Genomic DNA, 25,383 nt, shown 5'->3' with positions numbered 1-25,383 from the left:
ACTTTGAAAAAATGATCATTCCCATGGATCAGGCCAATTGCGGGGACTGCGGCTGGGGCTGGGCCAGCAGGCAGCGAACACTGTGGCCATCGGCCAACCAGGTGATGTCCGGGCGTGTGGCATTGCACTCGGGCACCGCCATCTTGCAACGGCTGGCAAAGGCGCAGCCCTGTGGCAGATTGGTCAAGTCAGGGGGTGAGCCGGCAATGGTTTCCAGGCGCTGGCCTTTGGCCAATGCCCCGTCAGCCCGGCTTTGCAGCAAAGCGCGGGTGTAGGGATGCCGGGGCTCGCGCATCAGTGTGCGGGCGGGCCCCTCTTCCACAATGCGGCCGGCATACATCACGGCGATCCGGTCGGCCACCTCCACCGCAGCACCGATGTCGTGGGTGACAAAAATCACCGACAAGCCCATTTCTTTTTGCAGTTCACGCAAGAGCAGCAGGATCTGGATTTGGACGGTCGCGTCCAATGCGGTGGTGGGTTCATCGGCCAGCAGCAACTGGGGCTGGCAAGCCAGGGCCAGGGCAATCATGGCGCGCTGGCGCATGCCGCCCGACATCTCGTGTGGGTAAGCCTGCAAACGACGCTCTGGACTGGGAATGCGCACCCGCTCAAACAAGGCCAAGGCCCGCTGCCTGGCCGTGTCCTCGCTCACATCTTCGTGCCGGCGAATGGTTTCGATGATTTGCTGGCCCACGCTGTAAACCGGGTCCAGCGCCAGCAAGGGCTCCTGAAAAATCATGGAAGCCACGCGTCCACGGAATCGGCTGAGCTGGTCCTGCGACAGCGACAGCACATCCTGATCACCCACCCGGATTTGCCCGGTGATTTGGGTTTTCTTTTCGGCATGCAAACGCAGCAAGGTCCGCAAGGTGACGCTTTTGCCAGAGCCTGACTCGCCAATCAGGGCGACCACTTCGCCGCGCTGCACGCGCAAGTCCACGCCCGAAACGGCCTGAACAGGTTTTTTGCCGCCGGTGAAGGTGACATGCAGTTGACGGATGTCGACAAATGCGGGGGTAGGCGTGTCTGGTTTCATGCTGCGACCTCCGAGGGGATGACCCTGCTTTGAACGGCGGGTGCCCCGGTGTGCGCTGCACCGGCCACATGCATCCAGCAGGCCACTTGCTGGCCATGTTGAGCTTGGGCCAGCACCGGCATCTTGTCGCTGCAAATGGCTTGGGCGTGCACACAACGGGTGTGAAAACGGCAGCCACTGGGTGGGTTGATGGGGTTGGGTGGGTCGCCCGCCAAAGGCGGGGTTTCGGTGCGCCGATCCGGGTCCAGCGTCGGGATGGACGAGAGCAAGGCTTGGGTGTAGGGGTGCGCGGCATGCTTGAACAGGGTTTCACTGTCGCCCACTTCCACCACTTGGCCCAGGTACATCACCATGACCCGGTCGCTCATGTAACGCACCACATTCAGGTCGTGGCTGATGAAGATGTAGGTCAGGCCAAACGCCTCTTTCAAGTCGAGCAAGAGGTTCAGCACCTGCGCTTCCACCGACTTGTCCAAGGCAGAGACCGCCTCGTCCAGGATGATCAAACGCGACTGCAAAGCCAAAGCCCGGGCAATGTTGACACGCTGCCTTTGCCCGCCTGACAACTCATGGGGGTAACGCTCGGCAAAGCGCTGCGGCGACAGCCCCACCCGTTCGAGCAAATCACGCGCCCGGTCAATGGCCTCGCGCTCGGGCAGTCCGTGCACCATGGGGGCAAATGCGATCGAGTCTTCCATGGTCAGGCGTGGATTCAAGGACGCGTAGCTGTCTTGAAACACCATTTGGGCCTGACGGCGATAGTCCTTCAAGGGCAGCGACTTGCTGCCCACCGTCTGGCCGTCGAACACCAGATCGCCCTGGTCGGGCGTGATCAGCTGCATGAGCAAACGCGCCGTGGTCGACTTGCCGCAACCGGACTCGCCCACCACGCCCAGGGTCTCGCCCTTGAACACATCAAAGCTCACCCCATCGACGGCGCGCACCACGCCCGCGCTGCGCCCCAACAAGTCTTTCTTGAGTGGAAAGTGCTTGACCAAGCCACGCACCGAGAGCATCGGCTGGCTGGATCCACCCGCCTCATCATTGGCCATTGTCATTCGGACCTCACTGTTTGATTTCCATGGCCGAGCGCAAACCGTCGGCCAGAAGGTTGAAAGCAATCGATGTCATGAAAATCATCGTCCCAGGCAAAGCGGCAATCCAGGGTTGGGTGTAAATGGCGGTGCGCAAGGTGTTGAGCATCAAGCCCCACTCCGGCTCAGGAGGTTTGACCCCCAGGCCCAAAAAGCTCAGCCCCGAGGCCAGGATCATGGACACCGCGATCAAACTGGTGGCGTAGACAAAAATCGGCCCCAGCACATTGCCCAGCACATGCACCCGCACGATGGTGAAAGCGGACGCGCCCGAGGCCCTGGCCGCCTCCACAAAATCACGCCCCCGAATTTGCGTGGTCACGCTTTCGGCCACGCGCGCCAAAGGCGGTATGAACACAATCGTCAAGGAAATCAGGGAGTTGGTGATGCCCGCCCCCAAAGCACCCGACAGGGCGATGGCCAACAAGACCGAAGGAAAGGCATAAAAAACGTCGATGGTCCGCATCATCACGCTGTTGATCCAACCACCCATGTAACCGGCGGTGATGCCGATCAAGGAGCCGATGACGAAGGCACAAATGACGGGAGTGATGCCCATGAACAAAGACAACCTGGCACCGACCATCAAGCGGCTGAGCATGTCGCGGCCCAACTCGTCGGTGCCCAAGGGGTGGCCTTCAAAGCCAATCGGCTTGAGGCGTTTGAGCATGGCGGACTGGTAGGGGTCCATCGGCGCGAGCCAGGGCCCTAAAACAGCCAGCACCATCAACAACAGCACCACCAAAGCGGCACCCACGGCCACTTTGTCACGCAAAAACCGCCGCCACACGGTTTCCCAATAACCGGCAGAGCGCTCATACACCAGCGGAAGCACGGGGCTGGCAGCCCCATTCAATGAAGTCATGTCAATTCCTTGGGGTCGTGATCAAGCGCGTGCAATGCGAGGGTCCAGCAAGGTCTGGATCACATCCACGATGAGGTTGAGCACCACAAAAAACATGGCCAACACCAAAATCGTGCCTTGCAGCAAAGGCAAGTCGCGCTGGAAGATGGCCGAGTTCAGCAAGAAGCCCGTGCCTGGCCAGGAAAACACCGTCTCGATCAGGATCGAGCCCCCGAGCAAGTAACCCAGCTGCAAGCCCATCACCGCCAAGGCCGTGGGGGCGGCGTTTTTGACCACATGCCAAAAAATACCCAAATTGGTCAATCCCTTGGCGCGCAAACCCACAATGAACTCCTGCGCCAAGATGTCGGCCACCAAGGCCCGCACCGTGCGCGCAATGATGCCCATCGGGATCACGCTCATGGTGATGGCAGGCAAGAGCATGTGCTTGACGTGCTCCCAGTCCCAAACCCACTGGCTGGAACCCCCCGGCCCAGCGCCACCCGGCGGCAGCCACATCAGGATCGAAGAAAACACAATCACCAAGACCATGCCCAGCCAGTAGTGCGGGACGCTGACGCCCAGCACTGAGAGCAAAGAAGCGAACTTGTCCAGCCAGGAGTTCTGGAAGTACCCAGCGACAAAACCAAAGAAACAACCCAGCACAAAGCCGATCAACGTGGCCAGCATGGCCAATCGCAGGGTGTTGCCCACGGCGGTCATGACCTCGGTCGCCACCGGTCGGTTGCTGGCAATCGATGTCCCCAGATCACCCTGCAAGGCACGCCAAACCCAAGTCACAAATTGCTCAGGATAGGAACGGTTGAAGCCGTACAACTCGATCAACTGCGCCTGCAAGTCGGCCGATGCGTCCGGCGGCAAAATCGACACCAGAGGATCACCCGGTGCCAAGTGCACCAAGCCAAAACACACCAGCGCCACCCCCAACATGATGGGCAAGGAATAAATCAGACGCCGCAACAAAAAGCCGAGCATGCCATCACTCCAAAACTGCAATCAAAACGATGCGCAGCCAAGCATGGCCTGGCTGCGCACCCTGGGGTGTGGGCCTGAAGGCCCACACCGGGACCATCAGTCCATCGACACGGGCGCCAAATCGACAAACCAGCTGCGGGGTTGCACGAAGCCTTTGACTTTGGCGCTCATGGCGCGGGGACCCACGTCATGGGCGATCCAGACAAAAGGTGCCTCTTCGACAATGCGCGCGTGCAACCTGGCCAGCGCATCGTCGCGCCGCTTGTCGTCAAACTGTGTGCGGGCATCGGCAATCAGCTTTTCAAACTCTGGGTTGCCAAAGTAACCCCAGTTGTTGGACACCGGTGGGAAGGTGCCTGTGCTGGTGAAGCGCACCATGCCAAAGAAGGGGTCCATGGCCGAGTAACTCACGTTGATGGCGTCAGCACCGTTGGCTGTTGGGTCTTTGGCGCCACGACGCCAGTTGGTGAACAAGGTGTTCCATTCGATCACGTCGAACTGCACATCAAAGAAGCACTGTTTGAGCGACTGCTGAACAAACTCGTTCATGGGCAAAGGCTGCATCTGGCCTGAACCCGACGCCGAAATTTGCACCTTGACTTTGAGGGGTTTGGCGGCGCTGTGGCCCGCTTGCGTCATCAAGGCCTTGGCCGCGTTCACGTCGTACTTGATGTCAAATTTGGGGTTGCCCCACCAAGGGTGACCCGGAGGCACGGTGCCTTTGGGGGCCGCCATCATGCCGCCCAAGAGGGTTTTCAGACCTTCCCGGTCAACACACAGGTTGGCCGCATGGCGTACCCGTCTGTCCAACCAGGGTGAGCCTTCTGCAAAGGACAACTGCCAAGGCCAGACATGGGGCTGGGCATTGCTTTCAATCCTGAAACCACGCTGGCGAATTTGCGGCATGGCATCGGGGGCGGGGGCCTCGATCCAGTCGACCTGACCCCCGAGCAAAGCAGCGGTGCGGGCATTGGCCTCAGGAATGGGGACCAGCACCACGCGGTCGACCTTGGGCATGCGCTTGGGATCCCAATAGGTCTTATTGGCCACCATTTCCAAACGCTCACGCGGCACGAATCGGGCCATCTTGAAGGGGCCGGAGCCAGAGGCATCTGCGGCAAATGCAGTCCAGGCTGCCCTGGATTTGTCGGCAGGCGTGGCGCCCGCAGCGGCATCAAATTTCTTTTGCCAATGGCTGGGGGAAGCAATGAACAAATTGGTCAAGTTGATGGGCAAGAAAGCATCGGGCTCACTGGTGGTCAGTTCCACCGTCAGGTCGTCGATTTTTCGAGCGCTGCGCAGTGTGGGCATGCGCGAAGCGGTCACGCCCACCTGGCTGGCGTCAAAGTGGACGGCGTCTTTGTCCAAGACCTTGCGCACGTTCCAAACAATGGCATCGGCGTTGACCGCCGAGCCATCGTGGAACTTGATGTTAGGGCGCAGTTTGAAGGTCCATTTGGTTTTGTCGGTCGCACCCACCGTCCATGAGGTGGCCAAGCCTGGTCCGACCACACTGGGCGCATCGGCTTTGGACAAGTCCCAGTGGGTCAAGGCGTCGTACATCGGGATGCCGGTGAACCGGTTGCCCTCAAAGCCTTGGTCAGGCTGCCCCAGCGTTCGGGGAATGTCCGCCGCCGTCATGGCAATGCGCAAGACTTTTTCTTGCGCCTGAACGGCCATGGAGATGGCGCTGAGCCCCATCCCGACAGCCATGGTGAACGCCCAAGATGTGGGCAAACGAGTGGAAAGGATAGACCGCTTCATCATCAAGACTCCAGAAAAAAGTGCGTTGAAAAATTGAGCACCAGACCTAAGGAACCAACAGATCGGTCCCGTAAACTAACATAAGCTTCAAAAGTCTGGCAAGCACTTTTTGTATGCAATCGCCGTGCCCGTTATGACGGTCAAACCATCCGTCTGTCGAATGAAGCCAAAGCATTCAAAGGTCCATTTAGCTGTGAAAATAAAGCACAAAAATGGTGTTTTCTGGCACCATTCTGGTTTGCACCTATGGAGTCACACCCCAATTTGGTGTTTTCTTTGTATGCAATGAAACCCGCTTCCATCGTCCAAACGCCAGCACCATGACCCATCATCCATCGGCCCCATACCCCTGGCATACGGACTTCAGGCAGGGTGAATGGTTTGACCCCGAGCCTTTGCGGACACCACACCCAAAGGCCGCCAACCCTGCGCACGGGCAGTGAAAAGGAATATGCACCATGGACACCACCGCACAACGCCGTTTTTTGTTGATCAACCCCAACACCAACCCCTTGACCACCCAACGTCTGCAGGAGGTCTTACAACCGCTGCTGCCTTTGAACGTTCAGCTGCGAGTGCAGACGGCCCGATTTGGCGCGCCCTACATTGCCTGTGAAGCCAGCCATGCGGTGGCGGCTCATGCTTGCCTGGATGTGTGGACCACGGAACGGGGTTCGCCACAGGCGCCCTTGAACGGCGTGCTGATTGGCTGCTTTGGCGACCCGGGTTTGTTCGCCCTGCGCGAGGTCAGTGCTTGTCCGGTCACCGGCCTGGCCGAAGCCTCTTTCATTCAGGCCGCTGCGCTTGGGCCCTTTGCCATCGTCACTGGCGGCGAACGCTGGAAGCCCATGCTGCAGCGGCTGGCCAACGGGCTGGGTTATGGTGACTTGCTGCGGCACATTGAAACCGTGGCCCCCACCGGAGCAGCGCTGCAGGCCGACCCAGACATGGCACTTCGCTGCCTCGGACAAGCTTGCCAAAACGCGGCGCAGACTGGCGTGTCCAGCATCATTTTGGGTGGCGCAGGTCTTGCCGGTTACGCCCGGTTGCTGCAAGACCACTGCACGCTGCCCCTGATCGACAGCGCCCAAGCCGGTTGGGAGGTCTTGCTGCAGCAGCAGCAAGTCATCGCTGGGCCGACAGCCCATGATGGTTTTTACGCCCCATGGGTGGGCCTGCCCGAAGCCTTTTCGCAGGTGCCACCCAAGGGCCATGGGTGAGCCAAAACGGCACAATTCCCCCTGTCGAATTCTTTCGCGCTTTGAAGCGCCCACCGCATGCGTGTGCTGTCAACAGTTGGAGATGCTCCAACCTCCTTCAAACTGATTGAAATAAAAAATTTGACTTTTATTTCATTTTGGAATATAGTCACCGTTTGTTCTGCACCACCCGCATGAACAACACGCAGAAGGCTCACAAGGCGTCTGCATTGGCATCGATTGACTTCGAACACCGTCTCCTGTTGAGCTGCAGGCCTCGGCATTTTTCTCACAGCTCTGCGCAAGCCCCTGGATGGTTTGCGATCCAATTGATTTTGATCTCCCCGATAAACACCCGCACGGGCTCCCCGGTCGCTTCGCCCTCGACACACCCTTTTTGCACCGGCCTTGGCCGAACCACAACTGCCAGGGCTTTGCGCCAGGCCCGCCCTGCTCTGCAAGGCCTGGACCTGACAGCCGCCCAGCATCGCTCGGCTTGTGCTTTCACCCAACATGCTGCGCGCCGTGTCCTCGACACCACGCGCGACTGGCTGCAAAACAGCCCCTGCCCCGAACAAATGCGCTAAGGCCTCAAGGTCTCCGGCGCGTTTCCCTGCGGCTTCTGGGCATCTGCCAAGAATCCGCTTTTTCCTGCATGTCGGCTTCGTTTTGAAACCGCCACGCCACCTCTCTGAAAGGCTCAACCATGAGCAGCAAAATTTACGTGGGCAACTTGCCCTACACCATCGACGACGCCAGCTTGCGTCAAAACTTTTCTGAATTTGGCGGCGTCTTGTCGGCCAAAGTCATGATGGACCGCGACACTGGCCGCTCCAAAGGTTTCGCCTTTGTGGAAATGTCCAGCGCCGAAGAAGCCCAAGCCGCTATCACCGGCCTGAACGGCATGTCGGTCAGCGGTCGCTCGATCGTGGTGAACATCTCCAAGCCCAAAGAGCCGAGCACCGGCTATGGCAGCGGTTACCGCGACACGCGCAACTGAACCGATTCAGTCGCCCACAAAAAAGCCACCGCAAGGTGGCTTTTTTTTGGGGGAATCACCCCGTGACCGAGGCGGGGTTTACTTGCGGGGGCGGTTGAACCAGTTGGCCAGCATGAACAGGCAGAAAACCGCGAACATGATGATGAGGATGTGTTTGATTTCCATGGTGAGTCCTTGGGTGGTGGGTCGAGGTGAGGGATTGAAAAGAAGTTGATTATGCAGAGTTGGGTTGGGGTCGCACAGCAGAGCGCATCAAAGGTCCCATCGCCCACAAGGTCAGCGCCAGCAACACGATTTCAATCAGGTACACCGCCGAGTAACCCATGACCGGGCTGCTGACCATGGCCACGGCGTCGCGCACGATGCCGCCAATGGCCATGCCCACGCCCGCGGCCGTCGCTTGCACGGCGCCCCAAGCCCCCATGGCCAAACCGACCTGACCGGGTGGCGCCAACTGCATGCTGGCTGTGAGGGTGCCGTGCGCGAACAAGCCGCCACCCAAGCCAATCAAAAAGATGCCCAACACAAACACCGTGGGAGAGGCCAAGGGGGCCGCGCCGATGACAGCCACAAAAGCCGGCAAGCCGATCCAAGCACCCCAACCCGACATGCGGTAGGCATCGCCTCCCCGTCCCAACACACGAGAGGCCCAGGCAAATCCCAGCAAACCGCCCAAGGCCAGCGTGGCCGACAGCAAGGTGGTGCTGGACACGCTCATGTGCAAAATCTCACCGCCATAAGGTTCGAGCAACACATCTTCCATGGTGAAGGCCATGGTGCCCAGGCCCACCGCGAGCAATCGCCGGACGGTGTTGGGGCCTTGGCAAAACAACTGCCAGGCTTGGGCGAAGGTGTGCTCGATGGGCGTGCCAGGTTTGCGCAAGCGGCTGCGCGGCTCTTGCTTCCACAGCGCGATCACGTTCAAGACCAGTGTGGTCACCGCCACAGCCTGCACCACACGAATGAGTTGGCCGGGACTGTAGTCGTGCAGCAAATAGCCCAGCATCAAGGCGCTGCCAATCATGCCGATCAGTTGCATGACGTACATCAGGCCCACCACTTGGGGTTGACGCTCTGGCGGGGCCAAGTCGGTGGCCAGCGCCAGACCGGCGGTTTGTACGGTGTGCATGCCCAGGCCCACCAAAAGGAAGGCCCCTGCCGCACCCACTTGGCCCACCCACGCCGGGGCCTGGCTGGACTGACCCGCACCCGCCAGGACCAAGAGGGCAAAAGGCATGATGGAGAACCCACCAAACTGCAGCAAGCTGCCCATCCATATATAGGGCACCCGGCGCCAACCCAGCTGCGAGCGGTGGTTGTCAGAGCGAAAGCCGATCAGCGCACGCAAGGGGGCAATGAGCAGGGGCAGCGCCACCATGAAGGACACCAGCGTGGCGGAGACTTTGAGCTCCACAATCATCACGCGGTTGAGGGTGCCCACGAGCATGACCATGGCCATGCCCACAGAAATTTGAAACAGCGACAGACGCAGCAAACGCGACAGTGGCAAATCTTCACTGGCGGCGTCGGCAAAAGGCAAAAAGCGTGGCCCCAAATTGGCCAGCGATTGCGTCCACGATGTGTTGGTTTTGTTCATAAAGGAAGGACCAGGCGCTCGCGCGCCTGGCCTTTCGGCGGGGCAAGCCCCTTACTTTTTCGCCGCAGCATCCGCCGGAGCGGTTGCAACGACTTTGGCGCCGCCATTGAGGAAGCCCTTCACCCACGTGGTGTTCATGGTCAAAGCCAGGTGCACGCTGAACGAGGCAATTGCCACGGCCGCAATGAACACTGGAATGCCCACAGAAGGTTTCACCACCAACCACATTTTCGAATAGATCATGAGTTGTCCCCTTTACTTGAGCCAGGGTGAATAGATGTAGGCCAACAGGTGAGCAAATGCGGCAATCATGCCGAAAATCTGCGTACCCTGGATGAGATTACGGTGAATCTCTTCCGATTCGGCCTGGGTCAGTCCCGTTGGCCAGACTTTGTCTGAGTTAGACATAGTTTTCTCCTTGCAGAAGACGTGCACGGCCCGCACGAGGGCTATTCTTGGCCACCACGGCCAGGAATGGGGTTGCCTTGACATCACGTTCAAGGGTGTTCATCTCAAGCCCGCCTTGGCATGCGAAAGGGCAGCATGGCTTGAACCACCGGTGACACCAAACGTGGCACCGACAGGGTTTCGTGGAAGGCAAGCAAAGGCTCACCCGCGTGATCAAATTGCAGCAAGGCACGCTGGTAAAACGGCGTGTCTTCGAGTTGTTCGTGCACGCGCACGGCTTGCGTGCTGCGCATGCGGCGATCGATGCGCCAACCGGTCTTGGACAAGTTCTGCACGGGCGGCGTGGCCATGGGCTCGACCGTGCCCTTGGGGCTAAAACGCAGCGACAGCACACGGTCTTCGGTGCCAGGTGCTTGCATGTCGTAGAACACCACCGTGCTGCCATCGCGCATGCGGGCACGTGACCAATCCCAAGTGTGAAAGCCCTGCTCTACAGGTTCATCGCCCTCGTTGGAGTCCAGATAAGCATGGCCTTGCCACTTCAGATCGGGGGCACTCAAATTGACCTCGATGCGAGAGGATGGCGCCAAAGGCCCCCAGCGGTGGCGACCACCCACGTCCAGCGGTGTCGAATAGGCAAACAACTGCTGAGGCCACAATTTGATGCGGCCCCGAATGCGTCGCGGAATGGGCACACAGACTTCGTCGATGTCAATGTTCAGGCAATCACCGTCCCAGCTCATTTGACTGGGACCGATCGTGAACTGGCGCTCGGTGCGCGAACAGTGGCGTTTACCCCGCTCTGTCATGGCCCAACGGCCTTGGCCTTTGCTGTAGATGGCCACATTCAGGGCGCAGTGGTTGTCGGGATTGGCCCGGCCACGTCGACGCGCCCAGGCGTAGTAAGGCGAAAACACACTGCCGACAAAGGCAATGAGGGTGATGCCGTGTTGACCGTCGTCACTCATGGCGTCGACATACCACCAAAGGTAGCCCCCGTCTGGAACGTTTTGGTTGAAGCGAGGCTCGCCATCACAGCCTCGGCCGCCCGTTGCCCGGACAAGGCTGCCATCGGCACGCCCGGCCCCGGATGCACGCTGCCCCCCGCCAGATACAGGCCCTGCAGGGGTGTGGTGGAGCCAGGTCTGCTGAAGATGCTGGTCCAGCCGTGCGTCGCCTGCCCGTACAGCGCCCCCCCGCTCGCCGGAAAACGCCGATGGAAATCCTGCGGTGTCGTCCGAAGGCTGTTGGCCGGCGTGGGCTGCAGTGACAGACCCAGCTGCTGAAGGTGCTGAAAGGTGCGGGTTTGGCATTGTTCAATGGCCTCCTCGGTGATGCCGTTGCCATCACCGCAGGCGGGGGCGTTGACCAAACAAAAAATACGCTCGGCCAGGCCGGGCGCCAGCTGCGCGGGCCGGTCTTGCGCGCACACATAGACCGTGGGGCTGTGCGGCAGGCGCTGGCGTTCGAAGATGTCCTCGAACTCGCTGGCGTAGGTGCTTTGAAAAAACACGTTGTGGCGGTCCAGCTTGACGCCCTCAGTGGGGGTGTGCATGGACCATGTCAGCGCCGACAAAGAACGCGGCGGGGCGTCCCGAGGGACAGCCCTGCGGACATCTTCACCCAAGAGACCTTGGCGCAAAGCACCGGCATCGCCATTGAAAATCACACGGTCTGCAGGCAAAAACTCACCCGACTGCAAGTGCACACCCGACACCCTGCCCTGGCGCTGTTCGATGCGCTGACAAGTGCTTTGGTAGCGGAACACCGCACCGTGACGTCGGGCGACACGGGCCAGCGCTTGGGCCATGCCATGCATGCCACCCTCCACCGACCAAACGCCGTCCATCTCCACTTGCGCAATCAGCATCAAGGTCGCTGGCGACTCCCAGGGCGATGAGCCGCAATAGGTGGCGTAGCGTGCAAACAATTGACGCAAACGCGGATCGGAAAATTGTTGGCCCAGTTGCTGCCACAGGCTGCGCATGGGACCGAGTTGGGCCAGAACACCCAAGCCTTTGAACCCCAAGTCGCCCATGAAACCGCCCATGCTGGGGCGCTGGGCGCGGATCATGGGGCCTTCCAGCGTGGCGTAAAGCTGGCGCGTGGTTTTGCAAAAATCTCGGAAACGGCGGGCCTCGTCGCCACTTGACCATGCGGCAATGGCCGCTTCGCTCTCGCGCGCGTCAGCCGACAAATCGAGTTGGCTGCCATCGGGCCAAAAGTGGCGTGCCAGGACCTGCAGCGGCTTGATGCGCATCTCAGACTCGACGCTCGTGCCCACACTGCGCAGCAAGGCGTCGAACACCCAGCGCATGGTGAACACGGTGGGGCCGCTGTCAATGTGGGCGCCATTGACTTCGCGGCTGTGCACCTTGCCACCGGGGGCATCAGCAGCCTCCACCACGGTGACATGCAAACCTTGGTAAGCCAGGGCAATGGCACTGGACAAGCCGCCCATACCGGCACCGACGATGACCACCCGTTGCTCAGACATGGCTGGGCTCCAAGGCCGACGCCTTCAAATCGACAGGGGGAGCGGCCGAGAGTTTGAGCACCTGCGGTTCATAACTGCGGCCCATCCAGACGCCCGCCATTTGCAAAACCTGCATGCGAACAAAAAGAGATTCCGAGAAAAACTGGTGTTTGTAAGCGGCCGCACTGGCCACTTGATGCGCCCCCTGCTGGGCGTACTGCAGCATGCTGCCCGTGTCTTTCCAAAGGCTGAAAGTGCATTGACGCACCAAAGGGGCCTCCCCCAAACCCATGGCCAACAAGCAACCTGGGGCTTGCGACAAATCGGCTTGTGCAGCGGGTGCATAGCGCCAAAACGCCATGGCCTTGGTGGGCACAATGCTCGCCCGTGTCAGCACCGCAAAAGGGGCACGCTGGGCTTCTTCGCTGCCTGTGTGCTGGCCCAAAGCCTCTGGACTGGTGGATTGCCAAGCTTGCTTGTCCCAATGGCCCCTGGCCGATTGCACCGACATCACGCCAGTCCACCACTCACGGGCGCGACTGCGGTAAGCCTGCACGGCCGGACTGTCCAAAAACCGCAGTGCCAAATCGAGGTGGCTGAAGTTGCAGATCAGGCCTTGGTGCGTGGCACTGGGCCTGAGGCTAAAACCCCCGCCGTGACCACTGCCCATGACCTTGATCATGGTCAGGCCGGGCACTTCTTTGTAGGGCGTCGCACCGGCGACCAAGCGCAACCAACCCCATCCTTGGTGCTGCCGCAAAAAGTCGGCCAACAGCACCACCACCACACCGGACAGTGGGTCATGAAGTGAGGTGCTGGCTTCCATGACGGGTGTCCGGTATGGCGCTGCTGAGACTACTTGGCCGCCACTTTGGCAGCAGCCAATGCGGGTTTGAGCAACTCAGGGAAGTCCTTGGCCATCGGTGCGCCATTCAGTGGCTTGTAAGCACCTTGGTGGCAAGTCGCGCAGTTCATCTTGGCCACGTCACCCAAAGGCCCCTTTCGGTGCGCCGGGAACACCTCGGTCAAAGGCTCCATATAGGTCAGGTTCAGGTCACGCGCCATGCGGATCCCATGCCAAGCCGTCGTGCGTTGTGGGGGACTGATTTCCCAGTTCTGGAACGACTGCGTGTTGTGGCAATAGGTGCAATTGACACCCAATGCGGTCGACATGTGGGTCATCAAGCCATACGTCCACTCGCCCTGCTTGATCGACTGGCGGTTGCCCGATGGCAGCGCTGTCGGACCATTCAGACGGATGTTTTCATTGCCCAGCAAAAACGGTGTGAACGGATCGTTGGGCAAAGAGGACAAATTGACCACTGGAGAAGGCTCGTTTTGGCCCGCCTTGTCACCCATGAAGTTGGAGCCATAAGGCTGGTGGTTGGCTTTGAACCAGATGGCATTGGGCACAGGCTCGCCACGGTGGCAGGTGTAGCAAGTCACCCCGGTTTGGGCGACGTGCGGCTGCCAATCCGAGTTGATGTGTTGCGTCATCTCGACCATGCGACGGGCCACCACTTTGGTGTACTTGCTGTCGTCTTCAAAGTTGGGCAAGGCGTGGCAGTAGGCGCAGCCTTCGTTGGGGGCCACCCAGCTGGTCATCGAGACCATGAGCCGGTTGAACTCACCCACACTCAAGTTGCCCAGCACCTTGACGTTTTTGTAAACCTGCGAAGCCTTGGGGCCTTCCGATCCAGGTGATGGAATGACTGCGGGCGGTTGGTTGAGGTCGGTTTTGACCTCGAGCAAGCGGGCGTTGTAGATCTGCGCCATACCGGTGCCCCGGTAGCCGCTTTGTACGGATTCGGGAATCGGGCGCTCACAGCCCGCCAACACCAAACCCGCCAGTGTCAGTCCCAAAGCTTTGACCATGCGGCCGGTCCAGCCTGTTGTGGAAGAAATAGTCATGTTCATGGCTTGGCTCCAGTGCTCAGCGCAGGGTCAACCATCCCTGGGAAAATTTCGGGGTATGGCGGTGCCACACCATGTTTGATGGCCCACAGGTACCAGTTGTCCACCACCGTGCCGGTGAGCAAGATGCCAATGCCGCCTGTAATGGGGCACAGCACCGCAAACCACCAAGCCCAGCGGTGAATCGATTCCATCGTGGCGTTGAAGCCCATGGTCCAGCGCCAGAACAACGCGGCGCGCTCTGAGGCCGTGCCGCGATCGGTGATTTGCTCGATCTCGCGCTCACCACCGAAACGGGTCACCGCCAAAATCGTGGCACCGTGCATGGCAAACAACAGGGCTGAGCCGTACAAGAACACGATGGACAAAGCGTGGAAGGGGTTGTAGAACAGGTTGCCGTAGCGCAGCGAGAAAGCTGCCGTCCAGTCCAGGTGAGAGAAGATGCCGTAAGGCACAGCCTCACCCCATGAACCCATCAAGATGGGGCGGAACAAACCGAGCACCAGGAACAACCAAATGGCTGCAGCGAAAGCCCAGGCGATGTGCGTGCCCATGCCCAACTCCACCGCGCGGCGGTAGGTGCGGGCCCACCAGAACAACACCGATGCGGTGAGGAACAGGCCGACAATCAGAAACCAGCCGCCTTGGTTGAGGGGCGGCATGCTCAGGCCGTAACTGGGTGCAGGTGGCTCCAGTGAGAGCCAAAACAGTTGGCGCACAAACTGAATCGGGTCGTAATTGACCGAAGCCAGCATGTTCATGCCAATCAGGGTGAAGGCGATCAGGCCCAGGATCAGCGAGATCAGGCCCAAACCGCCCAAGTAAATCGGACCCAGCTGCGCATTGCCCAGCTTGCCCACCCAGTAGTTGATCAGGGGCTGCCCCGTGCGAGGGCTGTTGCCGGGTCCGAGTGGCACCCCTTGGTGTACCGGACCCACAGCTTGCACCGTGGTGAACAGGTTTTGATAGTCGGCCATTTGCTTAACTCCTCAATTCTTTGGATTCAGTCTGTGTGTGTTCAGACCGTCTCAGACGGGCCACTGTGACCAGATCGGCATGTTCAGCCACCAGCTCCACCACTCGGGCCAGCCACGGCTCCAGAAGGGGCCGCTGAGCACGATGCACAGGGCGCTGAACAGCACGGCGGCCAAGGCCAAGAACAAACCCAAACGGTGGATGCCCAAGGTGCCAATCGAGTAGCCGATGATGTCGCGGAAGAAGGTGTCTTCGTGCTCGGGTGTCTTGACCACGGTGCCCGGTGCGGGGTTGGTGGAAGACAAAATCAAACCACCGTGCAAGGACAATGCAAACACGCTGGCGAAGAAGAAACTCACGGCGATCATGTGCGCCGGGTTGTAGTGAAAGTGCAGGTACTGGTAGCCCACGTTGGAGACCCAGTCCAAGTGGCTGTAGATGCCGTACGGGAAACCGTGACCCCATGCACCCATGAGCACAGGACGGATCACCACCAAAGTGAAGTACGCAGAGATCGCCACACCAAAAGCCACGGGCACATGAAAGCCCATGCCCAGCTTGCGGCAGATCTCGACCTCGCGCATCATCCACGAGCCAAAGGCGCCCAGGGCACACACCGTGATGAGCTGCCACAGGCCGCCTTCCATCAGGGGTGCAAAGCGCAGGCCGTACGACAAATCAGGCGGTGCGATGCTGATTTGCCAAAGGTTCCAGGTCGGGCCTTGTGAGGCTCCCCACAAAATGAGCGCCGTGCCCAGGAACGAAAAGAAGAGGGTTGTGACGCCGAAAAATCCGACGTAAAACGGGCCGACCCAAAAGTCGAACAAATCACCACCCAGCAGGGTACCACCGCGAACACGGTACTTTTTCTCAAAATTCAGCATGGCCATGGTTGGGTCCTCCTGCTTTCAGTGGATGAACAGGTGCTGCATTGAGCGGGGTTCAATGGCAGCACCTGGACGGCAAGTCCTGGATCAGGACTTGGGCGCTGGGAGCGAAGCCACAGCAGCGGGCAGCGGCGAGTTTTGCGCCGATGCTGCTACGGGTTTTTTCGCGCCGTCGAGCCAGTTGAATTTGTTGGTGCTGAGCAAGATGAGGTGAATCATCGCGGCCAGGCCAAACAAGAAAATACCCTGCAGCACCATGGCACGCAAAGGGTCGTAAAGTCGCCAAATTCTCCACATGGTGAATCTCCTAAATGATGTGGGACATGAAGGTGTACACAGCAGCTTTGACCCCCTGACTCATGCTCTTGGCATCTTCAGCACCGGGCAACAAATCCCGCCAGTGAACGCCGACCAGTTTGGCCAGAACGACGACCACAAACAGGCATCCGAATCCGATGAGGAAAATGGACCAGTAAGCAGGAGACTCATCCGCACGCGAATGGGTCTCGTTGAGGTGGGTGGTGTTTTGCATGACCGTGACTCCGTCAATCTATGGTTGAAAAATCAGGCTCTGAATCAGAACCAGGGACGCCACGCCCAGACCAGGATGTGGGCCAACACAGCAACTGCTGTGAAGCCTACGGTGCCCTGCATCCAGTAGTGGTGGAACTCCTGGGCTTCCTCATCGGTGAGTCCGGATATTGATGTCTTGGTGGACATGTTTTGCTCCTTCTAAAGAGGCCTTGCGACCCGGGTTGCGCACAGCCCGCGCAGATGGGCATCCGCAGCCAAAGGCCACGACATCGGGGTCAAGGCACCGAACATGTCGGCCCCTGCTGTTGTGTTGATCCGGGTGTGGCTCATGCCGCTACCCCCAAGCCCAGTTCGCGGCTGGCCGCGTTCACATGGGCTTCAGTCACCTCGTTTTGGCCTTGCGCTTGCGACAGCTGCTCGGCTTGATCGCGCAAGCGTTTGGCCGCAGAGATCTGCACCAACACCGGTTGGCTTTGCACCACATCGCGCAGGCGTTGCTGAGCCTGGTCTTGCCAACTGGCGTTGGGGGGCGCCACGCCACGCGCTTGTGTGGCCGGGGCCTTGTCCATGTCGGTGCCCAAGGGCAGGATGTGGAACAGCGCATCAAACAACGCGTTGCACACCTCTTGAATCAGGTAGCTCGCGCCGCTGTAACCCATGAAGGGGGTCCCAGTGTGGCGGCGGATGATGGCGCCCGGAAACGATGCGGGAATGAAAGCCGCGCGCATCGGACTGCCGCCCGAAATCTCGCTCAGGTACATGCGTTCGTTGTAACTGCCAAACATGATCAATGGCGTTTGGGTTTTGACCAAATCACGCACACTGGCGTTGTCTGTTTTGTTGCCTGCAGTGCGCGACACGCTGAAGCGACAGGGCAAGCCCATTTCTTTTTCAAGGAAGTTTTTCAGGCCCCGCGAATAAGTCTCGCCTGCCACCACCGCAAAGCTCGCGGTGGCAAAGAAATCTTGCGTGACCGAGCGCCACAGGTCCCACATGGGCTTGAGGGTGGTGTGCTTTTCGCGCTCAATGAAAGGCTCAGGGTCCAGGTGCAGCAACTCGCCCAGCTTGCGCAGAAAGTGGGTGGTGCTGTGCAGCCCGATGGGCGCTTGCAGGTAGGGGCGCTCCAGCGCCTCACACAACATGCGGCCGAACTCGCGGTACATGCAAATGTTCACATCGGCTTCCACCAAGCGTGACACATCGGCCAGGTGGCTGCCCAGCGGGAACACCATGTTGACCTCGGCCCCGATGCCTTGCACCAAGCGGCGGATTTCGGCCAGGTCGCTGGCACTGTTGAAGGTGCCGTAGCATGGGCCGATGATGTTGACGCGGGGCTTTTCGCCCACGGGGCGTTCTTCAAAGGGTTTGCGCGCAGGCACTTTGCGCAGACCGTATTCGCTCCAGAGCCAATACATGGCGCGGTTGGCGCATTGCCACTGGTCTTCGTCGATGGTGCGCGGTAAAAAGCGCGCGATGTTGGTGCCTTCGGGCGTCACGCCACCACCGATCATCTCGGCGATCGAGCCGGTCACCACCACGGCAGGAAGTTCGGGGTCCAGGGTGGCATGGGCACGCTTCATGGCGCCTTCGGTGCCTTCGCGACCCAGCTGTTCTTCAGCCAAGCCCGTCACCACAATGGGCAACTCGTGTGGGGGCAATGCGTCGGTGTAGTGCAGCACAGAGGTCACGGGCAGGTTTTCGCAACCCACAGGGCCGTCGATCACGACTTGCAAGCCCTTGATGGCGGTGAACACGTACACCGCACCCCAGTAACCGCCTGCGCGGTCGTGGTCCAAGATGAGGGGCGATTTGGGCTTGGCCACCGAGCTGGGGGGTGGAGACACTTGGTTCATGAGCCCATCTCCTCGGCTTTGCGCTTTTTCAAGAGCTTTTCAATTTGGCGGCGCGTTTCAGCCTTGAACTCGGGGCGGTCTTTGGGTACGGACTCCCACACGCCTGCGGCGTGGCCTGCCCCTACATCGCCAAAGAAATCCTTCATGGCGTCAAAGCGGGCCTGGTTGCCCATGGCCGCTTGCACCACCTGCACCAGCGAACCCGCGCCGGCCACACCCATCAGGGGCCTGGCCGAAATCAGGTTGGTGAAGTACAGCGAAGGCACGCTGTTTTGTTTGGCGATCTGCACCACCGGTGTGGTGCCAATGGCCAACTGCGGCCGGTACTCGTACATGGCATTGAGGTCTTGCTCGAGCGAGGCGCGCATTTGCACCTGCACGCCTTTGGCTTTGAGCCACTCGATGTCGTGTGCGTTCCACTCGGTGGCGGGGCACGCTGAGCCCACATAGCGCACATCGGCACCGCATTCGATGAGCAAGCGGCCGACCAACAACTCAGAGCCTTCGTAGCCACTCAGGGTGATGCGGCCCGAAATCGGCTTTTGCATCAACAAACCGCGCATTTGCGCGAGGGCTTGGTTGCGCGCCACATCGATTTGCGCCTGCGCGATGCCTGCCGCCTGGCCGATGTTTTGCAACCAGTCTTGTGTGCCCTCCAAACCTACAGGGGCCGAACCCACCACGGGGCGACCCGCCGCTTTGAATTCGCGCACGCTGGCGGTGTAAAACGGGTGGATGGCGGCAGCCACCGAGCAGTCGAGCGCGGCGTACAACTCGCGCCATTCGCGGGTGGGCACCACGGGGCCTGCGGCCAGGCCCATGGGGGCGAGCATCTGGCCGATGATGACCGGATCGGCCGGGAACATCTCGCCGAGCAGGGCCACCGTGGGCAAGTCGCCACGACCGGCACGGGGCGCGGCCACCGGGCCACTCATGATTTCTTCGCGGGCGTATTTGAGCATCGCACCGGCCAGCACGTCCTTGGCTTCGGCATGGGTGGGTACGCCAAAACCGGGCACGTCGATGCCGATGATGCGCACGCCATTGATCTCTTTGGGCAAGAGCTGGAGCGGCACACCACTGGCGGTGGGTACGCACAGGTTGATGATGACGATGGTGTCCACCTGCTCAGGGTCAGCCTCGGCGTGCACCGCATCGCGGATGTCTTCGAACAACTTGCCCGTGACCAGCGACTCGGAGTTGAAGGGCACATAGCCCACGCTGCGACGCGCACCGTAAAAGTGCGAAGTGAAGGTCAGGCCATACACGCAGCAGGCCGAACCCGACAAAATCGTGGCCGTGCGTTTCATGCGCAAACCCACGCGCAGCGAACCAAACGCCGGGCACATGCTTTGCGGCTGGTCGTGTGGTCCGGCATCGGGCTGGCGCGGGTAGTCGCGGGCGTATTGGTCGAGCACCTCGGACTTGCCCGCTTCTTTGGCTGCGGCCACCATGGCCTCTGTCCCAGCGTGGCAACCCATGCCGTCGCCTTGCAGCCCCGCCGGGTTGGCAGGATCAGCAGCTTTGGGGCTGGGGTGAATCGGGATGGTGCGTGTCATGGCCGTGTCCTGGATGTGTCAGCGTGTTTTTCAGCGGGGGGGTGCAACAAGGCTCAAGCCGCGTCGTAGACGACTTCCAGCGAGGGTTTGATGTCTTCGTGCTTGCCCACCATGTCGAACACGGTGGCGGGCTCGAGCACCACGTTGCGACCGACCACGTCGGCGCTGAACAGGCCCAGCAATTGGTCTTGGGTCTGGGGCTTGGGGCGCTGGGGCGGTGCCTCGGCCACGTTCTTGGCCAATTCGGCGAACAACGGGCCCCACTCGCCATCAGGACGGCCAATGATTTCGTAGCTGGCGCTCTTGCGGCGGATGTCTTCGTTGGCAGGGATCGCGGCCAGCACGGGGATGCCGGCGTTGGTGGCAAAAGCCTGGGCCTCGCCTGTACCGTCGTCCTTGTTGATGACCATGCCGGCCACGCCCACGTTGCCGCCGAGCTTGCGGAAGTATTCGACCGCGCTGCACACGTTGTTGGCCACATACAGCGACTGCAAGTCGTTGCTGGCGACCACGATGACTTTTTGGCACATGTCACGGGCGATCGGCAGGCCGAAACCGCCGCACACCACGTCGCCCAAAAAGTCGAGCAGCACATAGTCAAAACCCCAGTCGTGGAAACCGAGTTTTTCGAGGGTTTCAAAGCCGTGGATGATGCCCCGGCCGCCGCAACCGCGACCGACTTCTGGGCCACCGAGTTCCATGGCGAACACGCCATCGCGCTTGAAGCACACATCGCCAATGCTCACGGCCTGGCCAGAGAGCTTGAGGCGCGAGGAGGTCTCGATGATGGTGGGGCAAGCCTTGCCACCAAACAGCAAGCTGGTGGTGTCGCTCTTGGGGTCGCAGCCGATCAGCAGCACTTTTTTGCCTTGCTGGGCCATCATGTAAGACAGGTTGGCCAGCGTGAAGCTTTTGCCAATACCGCCTTTGCCATAAATGGCAATGATCTGGGTTTCTTTGGTCACTTCGCTGGTGCTGACGGCGTCGGGTTCGACGTCGGCCTCGCGGCGCAACACTTCAACAAATTTAATGGGCTGAACAGTGGTGTCGGTAGTCATGCGTTGGCACTCCAATCAAGGATCATCTTGAGACAGCTCGCATCTCCGAAGGCTGTCTCGTAGGCTGAACCAGCTTGTGTCGATGGCTGGGTATGGGTGATCAAACCGTCGAGCGACAAGCGACCGGTGTGCACCAGTTCGTTGACGGCCAACAGGTCGGGGCGCTTCCACTCGGCGGCGATGCGCATGCGTGCTTCGCGCATGAAGGCCGGGGCGTAGGCGAATTTCAAATCTTGTTTGTAAAAACCGGCCAACACCAACTCGCCACCGGGGCGCAGGCGTTGGATCAGGCTGTCGAGCAGGCTGCCGTCGCCGCTCACGTCATAGATGGTGTTGTAGTCACGGCGTGGGTCGTCTTGCGGCTGCATGACGGTGTAGCCCTCTGCCCCCGAGAATCGGTCGGTCTGGGTTTCCCACACGGTCGGGGCAGGCAAGCCAGCAGCCACCGTGAGGCGCGCCAGCAGGCGGCCCATGACACCGTGGCCAATGATGAGTTCAGGTGCCTCAAATGGCGCTTGTTGACCACCACCTGAAACGGCGTGGTAAGCCGTGGCGGCCAGCGCCAGCAGCACGGCTTGCGCACCCAAATGATCCGCAACAGGCACCACTTTTTGCTCGGTGACCATCAAATGCGAGGCCGCACCACCGAACAGGCTTTTGACGCCCGTGAAACAGTTGGCACCCGGCACAAACACGCGTTGCCCCACTTGCACACCCTTGTCTGAGGCGCTGCGGACCACACGGCCCACCGTCTCGTAACCGGGCACCAAGGGGTAACCCATGCCTGGGAAGGGGGGCATGCTGCCGTCCCAGAGCATGCGCTCTGTGCCGGTGCTGATGCCACTGAACTCCACGGCCACTTCGATCTGTCCCGCTTGCAGCGAGGGCAAATCCAGCGCCTGCAAGCTCAGTTGCTTGGGGCTGTTGAAAACGACGGCTTGGGATTTCATGGTTGTATTTTTTGTCTTACATCAAGATATGTCAATGTTAACTGACACTATCTTGATGAATTAAGGGTAAACACTGAGATTTACGCCCCACAAGGATGCGTGCGTGGATCGGCATGGCATTGGGAACCTGCTCGATGTGGGTGAAACCGGCCTCTTGCATCATGGTTTGCAGCTCTTGCGGCGTGCGCAGCCGCCCTGCACCCATGGCCAGCAGATAAAAGTGGAAATAAGCATCGACCGAGGCCTCGGGCTGCCCTGCTTCTTCGTCGGGTTGCGCCATGGGTTCGGCGAGCAACAAGACGCCGCCCAAAGGCAATGCCGCAAAGGCCTTTTGCAAAATTTGCCGCACCACCGCATCGGGGTGGTCGTGCGCCACGCGCACCAAGGTGATGAGGTCGGCCCCTTCGGGCAAGGGGTCGTCCAGAAAACTGCCGGGGTGCAAGGCCACGCGATCGCCCAAGCCTTTGGCTTGCAGGCCTTCACGGGCCAGCGCCAACACAGGGGGCAAATCGAACATCTTGAACGTCAGGTGAGGGGCGTGCGCAGCCAACTCACTGACAAAACGGCCCTTGCCCGCCCCGACGTCGAGGACGCAGCGGTGCTCGTCAAAAAAGTAGGACGACAAGATCTCTTGCACCACAAAACCTTGCGATGCGGCCATGAGGTGTGAATAACGGGTGAACTTGTCCACTTCCGACGCAGGCATGGCAACGGCCGGTTTTTCGTGGGCATAAGGCCAATACTCGGCCATGCCGCCACTCCAGGCGTTGTTCAAAAACTGCACGGGGTCTTGCATGTCCTGGTAGAGCAGGTGGTTGTGCTCGATCATCTGCGCAATGCCCTCGTGCTGCGCCAAGGGCACACCCAAGGGGCCCAAGCCAAAACGGCCCTGGCTGCGGTGCTCCAGCAGCCCCAGCGCCACGGCGGAGAGCAGCAAGCGCTGCAAAACCGCAGGCGCCAAGCCTGTGCGCTGTGCCAGACTGGTCAAATCGGCGGGGGCTTGGTGCAAAGTGCGAAACAGGTCCAAGCGCACGCAACCCAACAGGACTTGGCTGTGCACAAAGCCCGCCATCAAATCGAACAACTTACGGGTACGCCGTTGCGTCAACCAACGCGTGAAGGGGTTGCCCAGTGACCAGCGGTAGAGGCCAGGGTGTGCATACCAGCGCTCTAAGCGGGCTTGCCACGCATCTTTGAAAGAGGTGGCAGAAGAAGGGGCCTGCAGGGCGGCCAGATCCAGCGGTTGGGACATGGGGGTTCCTTCGCTTTTGTCGGTCTGAGCGCTCAATGCGGGGCACTGACGCGGCGCGTGGCCACCTCAGGATGGGACTTGAAATAACCGTCGCACAGGGCTTTGGGTACCAAACGCTCGGCTTCGACCTGCACCAACTGGCGCAACATGTCACGGCATGAGCAAGGTGGAATCGAAGAAGCGGCTTGGTCAATCAGGTGGTCAAAGTGGGCAATGGCCCCTTCCAACCCCAGCGCCTGCGCTGAACTGGGGCGGGCATGCAGCGCATCTTGGCCTGAAGGCTTGCCCAAGGTGGCGGCATCGGCGATCACGTCGCGGATGTCATCGGCCACTTGGTAGGCCTCACCCAGGTAATTGCCCAAATGCGCCCATGGCTCGGGCTCTGCACCGCAACTCAGGGCCCCTGCACAAGTGGCTGACACGAACAAAGCCCCGGTCTTGGCGCGTTGGTATTGCCCCAAATCGGCGCTGGTTTCACACTCCCACGCTTGTCCGGCGACGATGCCATTCGGCAAACCCACACCGGCGGTCATGTTGTCCATCAAGCGAATCAAGCGGTCGGGGTTGGGCGCGCCAGCTAGCAGCAAAACACGGTAGGCCATGACGATCAGGCCATCGCCGGCCAACAGCGCCAGCGGCTCGCTGAACGCCTTGTGCACCGTGGGGCGACCGCGACGGGTGTCGGCGTTGTCGAAAGCCGGCATGTCGTCGTGCACCAAAGAAGCGCAGTGCATCAACTCCAGGGCCACAGCGGCGGCATTGGTGAGTTGGGGCGCGTTGTCGCCGCAAGCGGTGGCCACAGCCATGCACAGCTGCGGGCGGATGCGGGCCCCACCCGAAAAGACCGCATGCCGCATGGCCGCCACCAGCCGAGGCGGAGCGCCCACACCGGCGGCCAGCTCAAAATGCGTGCTCAAGGCTTGTTCAGCGCGTGTCAACAGACTCATGGGACCTCCGACAGAAAAACCTGTCAACTTAACCTGACGGGCATGAGTGTCAATATAACCCGATAATTGAAGCTGTCAACCTTTATTGACACACCCGCAATTGGAGGCAACGCCATGGGAATCTGGTTGGAATTGGGGATTTTTGGTTTGGTGTTCGTGTTCGCTTTTTGGCAAATGCACGATGTGCGCAAGGCGCAAGAACAAACACGTCAACAACGGGCGCGGGAAAAAGCGGCCCAAGAAGCGCGTGATGCGCTGGATCAGGAAACGGCTGCCCAGCAAGCAACCGACCCCACAGACAAAAAGTCGTGAGTCAAGCGCTCCTCTTGGTCTGAAGACCAGAAGGTTCAGGGGCAGTTTGGGCGCGCACGCCACGCCTATCGCCCACGGGGTGGGCTCCTACAAAGCATGGATTTGCCACATCGTCCAAAGGCGTCTGGGGGTTTGTAGGAGCCCACCCCGTGGGCGATGGCATATGGACCAACGATGCTTTCCGCCCTGCAGCGCATGCAATCAGTGTTCACAAGGCCTGCAGTATGGCTTAGGCTGCACCTGCAGGGAGAGAAAAATGACACGCATCACAGCCAACTCGCACCGTTTGCGATCGGGCCGCTATTCACAAAGTGGGCAGGTTTACATGATCACCGTGGTCACGGCTGAGCGGCGGCGGATTTTTGAGCATTTTTCAGCCGCCAGGACCTTGATCGGTCACCTGAAAACAGAAAACGATTTACAACGGGCCAGCACATTGGCTTTTGTCGTCATGCCGGACCACCTGCATTGGCTGATGCAATTGGGCGAGGGCGCAACACTTTCTCAAGTTGTGCGTGGTGTGAAATCGCTCACTTCTCACCGCCTTGGTTATCCGATCTGGCAGCGCGGATACCACGACCGTGCCGTGAGGCATGAAGAAGACCTCAAAGCCATGTCGCGTTACATCATTGCCAATCCAATCCGCGCCGGATTGGTGTCATCTGTTGGCGATTACCCCCATTGGGATGCAGTTTGGCTTTGATCGCTAAAGACCCGCAAGCCCC

Annotated in this window: 27 protein-coding genes; 4 read left to right on the top strand and 23 right to left on the bottom strand. The window is 60.1% G+C overall.

Annotated elements, in window-relative coordinates; genetic code table 11:
- Positions 1–28: 28 nt before the first annotated feature.
- The 5 genes from B472_RS05520 to B472_RS05500 all read right to left on the bottom strand — a co-directional run bounded on the left by B472_RS05520 (position 29) and on the right by B472_RS05500 (position 5,686).
- Positions 29–1,039: an ABC transporter ATP-binding protein gene (locus tag B472_RS05520; protein WP_019425973.1), complete on the bottom strand. Its 1,011-nt coding sequence runs from the start codon at positions 1,037–1,039 to the stop codon at positions 29–31.
- On the bottom strand, positions 1,036–2,097 hold the full coding sequence (locus B472_RS05515; RefSeq protein WP_019425972.1) for an ABC transporter ATP-binding protein: 1,062 nt from the start codon (positions 2,095–2,097) through the stop codon (positions 1,036–1,038). Before B472_RS05515 ends, B472_RS05520 begins: the two co-directional genes overlap by 4 nt.
- Before the next feature lie 7 nt (positions 2,098–2,104).
- Positions 2,105–2,998, bottom strand: a complete 894-nt coding sequence (locus B472_RS05510; RefSeq protein ID WP_019425971.1) for an ABC transporter permease — start codon at positions 2,996–2,998, stop codon at positions 2,105–2,107.
- 21 nt (positions 2,999–3,019) lie between these two features.
- Entirely contained in the window at positions 3,020–3,973 is a 954-nt protein-coding gene (locus B472_RS05505; protein ID WP_019425970.1) for an ABC transporter permease, read from the bottom strand.
- A 96-nt stretch (positions 3,974–4,069) separates the two neighbouring features.
- The gene (locus tag B472_RS05500; protein ID WP_116798596.1) at positions 4,070–5,686 is read right to left on the bottom strand and encodes an ABC transporter substrate-binding protein; all 1,617 of its coding nucleotides are present in this window, start codon (positions 5,684–5,686) and stop codon (positions 4,070–4,072) included.
- 509 nt (positions 5,687–6,195) lie between these two features.
- Here B472_RS05500 and B472_RS05495 point away from each other — a divergent pair.
- Positions 6,196–6,957, top strand: coding sequence for an aspartate/glutamate racemase family protein (locus B472_RS05495; RefSeq protein WP_019425966.1), 762 nt, complete (start codon positions 6,196–6,198; stop codon positions 6,955–6,957).
- Positions 6,958–7,642: 685 nt separating this feature from the next.
- A complete protein-coding gene (locus tag B472_RS05485; protein WP_019425964.1) occupies positions 7,643–7,936 on the top strand; it encodes an RNA-binding protein in 294 nt (97 codons plus the stop codon).
- A gap of 214 nt (positions 7,937–8,150) precedes the next feature.
- On the opposite strand, the gene B472_RS05480 is transcribed toward B472_RS05485, so the two are convergent.
- From B472_RS05480 to B472_RS05395, 18 genes are all read right to left on the bottom strand, one after another.
- Entirely contained in the window at positions 8,151–9,533 is a 1,383-nt protein-coding gene (locus B472_RS05480; protein ID WP_019425963.1) for a PucC family protein, read from the bottom strand.
- Positions 9,534–9,584: 51 nt separating this feature from the next.
- Positions 9,585–9,776, bottom strand: a complete 192-nt coding sequence (locus B472_RS05475) for a light-harvesting protein (protein WP_019425962.1) — start codon at positions 9,774–9,776, stop codon at positions 9,585–9,587.
- A gap of 12 nt (positions 9,777–9,788) precedes the next feature.
- The gene (gene pufB / locus B472_RS05470) at positions 9,789–9,941 is read right to left on the bottom strand and encodes a light-harvesting antenna LH1, beta subunit (RefSeq protein ID WP_026039355.1); all 153 of its coding nucleotides are present in this window, start codon (positions 9,939–9,941) and stop codon (positions 9,789–9,791) included.
- A gap of 104 nt (positions 9,942–10,045) precedes the next feature.
- Positions 10,046–10,909 (bottom strand): carotenoid 1,2-hydratase, encoded by an 864-nt coding sequence (locus B472_RS05465; RefSeq protein WP_019425960.1) that lies wholly within the window; start codon positions 10,907–10,909, stop codon positions 10,046–10,048.
- Complete coding sequence (gene crtD, locus B472_RS05460) at positions 10,906–12,438, bottom strand: 1-hydroxycarotenoid 3,4-desaturase CrtD (RefSeq protein WP_019425959.1); 1,533 nt, start codon at positions 12,436–12,438, stop codon at positions 10,906–10,908. Before crtD ends, B472_RS05465 begins: the two co-directional genes overlap by 4 nt.
- Positions 12,431–13,243 (bottom strand): hypothetical protein, encoded by an 813-nt coding sequence (locus B472_RS05455; RefSeq protein ID WP_019425958.1) that lies wholly within the window; start codon positions 13,241–13,243, stop codon positions 12,431–12,433. The genes crtD and B472_RS05455 overlap by 8 nt, the downstream gene beginning before the upstream one ends.
- A gap of 29 nt (positions 13,244–13,272) precedes the next feature.
- The gene (pufC, locus tag B472_RS05450; protein ID WP_026039354.1) at positions 13,273–14,334 is read right to left on the bottom strand and encodes a photosynthetic reaction center cytochrome PufC; all 1,062 of its coding nucleotides are present in this window, start codon (positions 14,332–14,334) and stop codon (positions 13,273–13,275) included.
- On the bottom strand, positions 14,331–15,308 hold the full coding sequence (gene pufM / locus B472_RS05445) for a photosynthetic reaction center subunit M (RefSeq protein WP_019425956.1): 978 nt from the start codon (positions 15,306–15,308) through the stop codon (positions 14,331–14,333). Before pufM ends, pufC begins: the two co-directional genes overlap by 4 nt.
- A gap of 51 nt (positions 15,309–15,359) precedes the next feature.
- Complete coding sequence (gene pufL, locus B472_RS05440; RefSeq protein ID WP_019425955.1) at positions 15,360–16,196, bottom strand: photosynthetic reaction center subunit L; 837 nt, start codon at positions 16,194–16,196, stop codon at positions 15,360–15,362.
- An 84-nt stretch (positions 16,197–16,280) separates the two neighbouring features.
- Entirely contained in the window at positions 16,281–16,490 is a 210-nt protein-coding gene (gene pufA, locus B472_RS05435; protein WP_019425954.1) for a light-harvesting antenna LH1, alpha subunit, read from the bottom strand.
- Positions 16,491–16,500: 10 nt separating this feature from the next.
- Entirely contained in the window at positions 16,501–16,725 is a 225-nt protein-coding gene (locus B472_RS05430) for a hypothetical protein (protein WP_019425953.1), read from the bottom strand.
- A gap of 44 nt (positions 16,726–16,769) precedes the next feature.
- On the bottom strand, positions 16,770–16,913 hold the full coding sequence (gene pufB / locus B472_RS05425) for a light-harvesting antenna LH1, beta subunit (protein ID WP_019425952.1): 144 nt from the start codon (positions 16,911–16,913) through the stop codon (positions 16,770–16,772).
- Between the two features lie 140 nt (positions 16,914–17,053).
- A complete protein-coding gene (gene bchZ / locus B472_RS05420) occupies positions 17,054–18,580 on the bottom strand; it encodes a chlorophyllide a reductase subunit Z (protein WP_019425951.1) in 1,527 nt (508 codons plus the stop codon).
- Positions 18,577–20,139: a chlorophyllide a reductase subunit Y gene (bchY, locus tag B472_RS05415; RefSeq protein WP_019425950.1), complete on the bottom strand. Its 1,563-nt coding sequence runs from the start codon at positions 20,137–20,139 to the stop codon at positions 18,577–18,579. Before bchY ends, bchZ begins: the two co-directional genes overlap by 4 nt.
- A gap of 53 nt (positions 20,140–20,192) precedes the next feature.
- Positions 20,193–21,197, bottom strand: a complete 1,005-nt coding sequence (locus tag B472_RS05410) for a chlorophyllide a reductase iron protein subunit X (protein WP_019425949.1) — start codon at positions 21,195–21,197, stop codon at positions 20,193–20,195.
- The gene (bchC, locus tag B472_RS05405; protein WP_019425948.1) at positions 21,194–22,147 is read right to left on the bottom strand and encodes a chlorophyll synthesis pathway protein BchC; all 954 of its coding nucleotides are present in this window, start codon (positions 22,145–22,147) and stop codon (positions 21,194–21,196) included. The genes B472_RS05410 and bchC overlap by 4 nt, the downstream gene beginning before the upstream one ends.
- Before the next feature lie 37 nt (positions 22,148–22,184).
- The gene (locus B472_RS05400; protein ID WP_019425947.1) at positions 22,185–23,399 is read right to left on the bottom strand and encodes a methyltransferase; all 1,215 of its coding nucleotides are present in this window, start codon (positions 23,397–23,399) and stop codon (positions 22,185–22,187) included.
- A 32-nt stretch (positions 23,400–23,431) separates the two neighbouring features.
- Complete coding sequence (locus B472_RS05395) at positions 23,432–24,346, bottom strand: polyprenyl synthetase family protein (protein WP_019425946.1); 915 nt, start codon at positions 24,344–24,346, stop codon at positions 23,432–23,434.
- A 114-nt stretch (positions 24,347–24,460) separates the two neighbouring features.
- Between B472_RS05395 and B472_RS05390 the strand changes: the two genes are divergently transcribed.
- Positions 24,461–24,658: a hypothetical protein gene (locus tag B472_RS05390; protein ID WP_019425945.1), complete on the top strand. Its 198-nt coding sequence runs from the start codon at positions 24,461–24,463 to the stop codon at positions 24,656–24,658.
- Between the two features lie 325 nt (positions 24,659–24,983).
- Positions 24,984–25,361: a transposase gene (locus B472_RS05385; RefSeq protein WP_202862773.1), complete on the top strand. Its 378-nt coding sequence runs from the start codon at positions 24,984–24,986 to the stop codon at positions 25,359–25,361.
- The last annotated feature ends 22 nt before the right edge of the window (positions 25,362–25,383 follow it).

The sequence above is a fragment of the Limnohabitans sp. Rim28 genome (genome assembly GCF_000293865.2).
GTDB lineage: Bacteria > Pseudomonadota > Gammaproteobacteria > Burkholderiales > Burkholderiaceae_C > Limnohabitans_A.
This window is presented reverse-complemented; position numbering and strand designations above follow the sequence as displayed.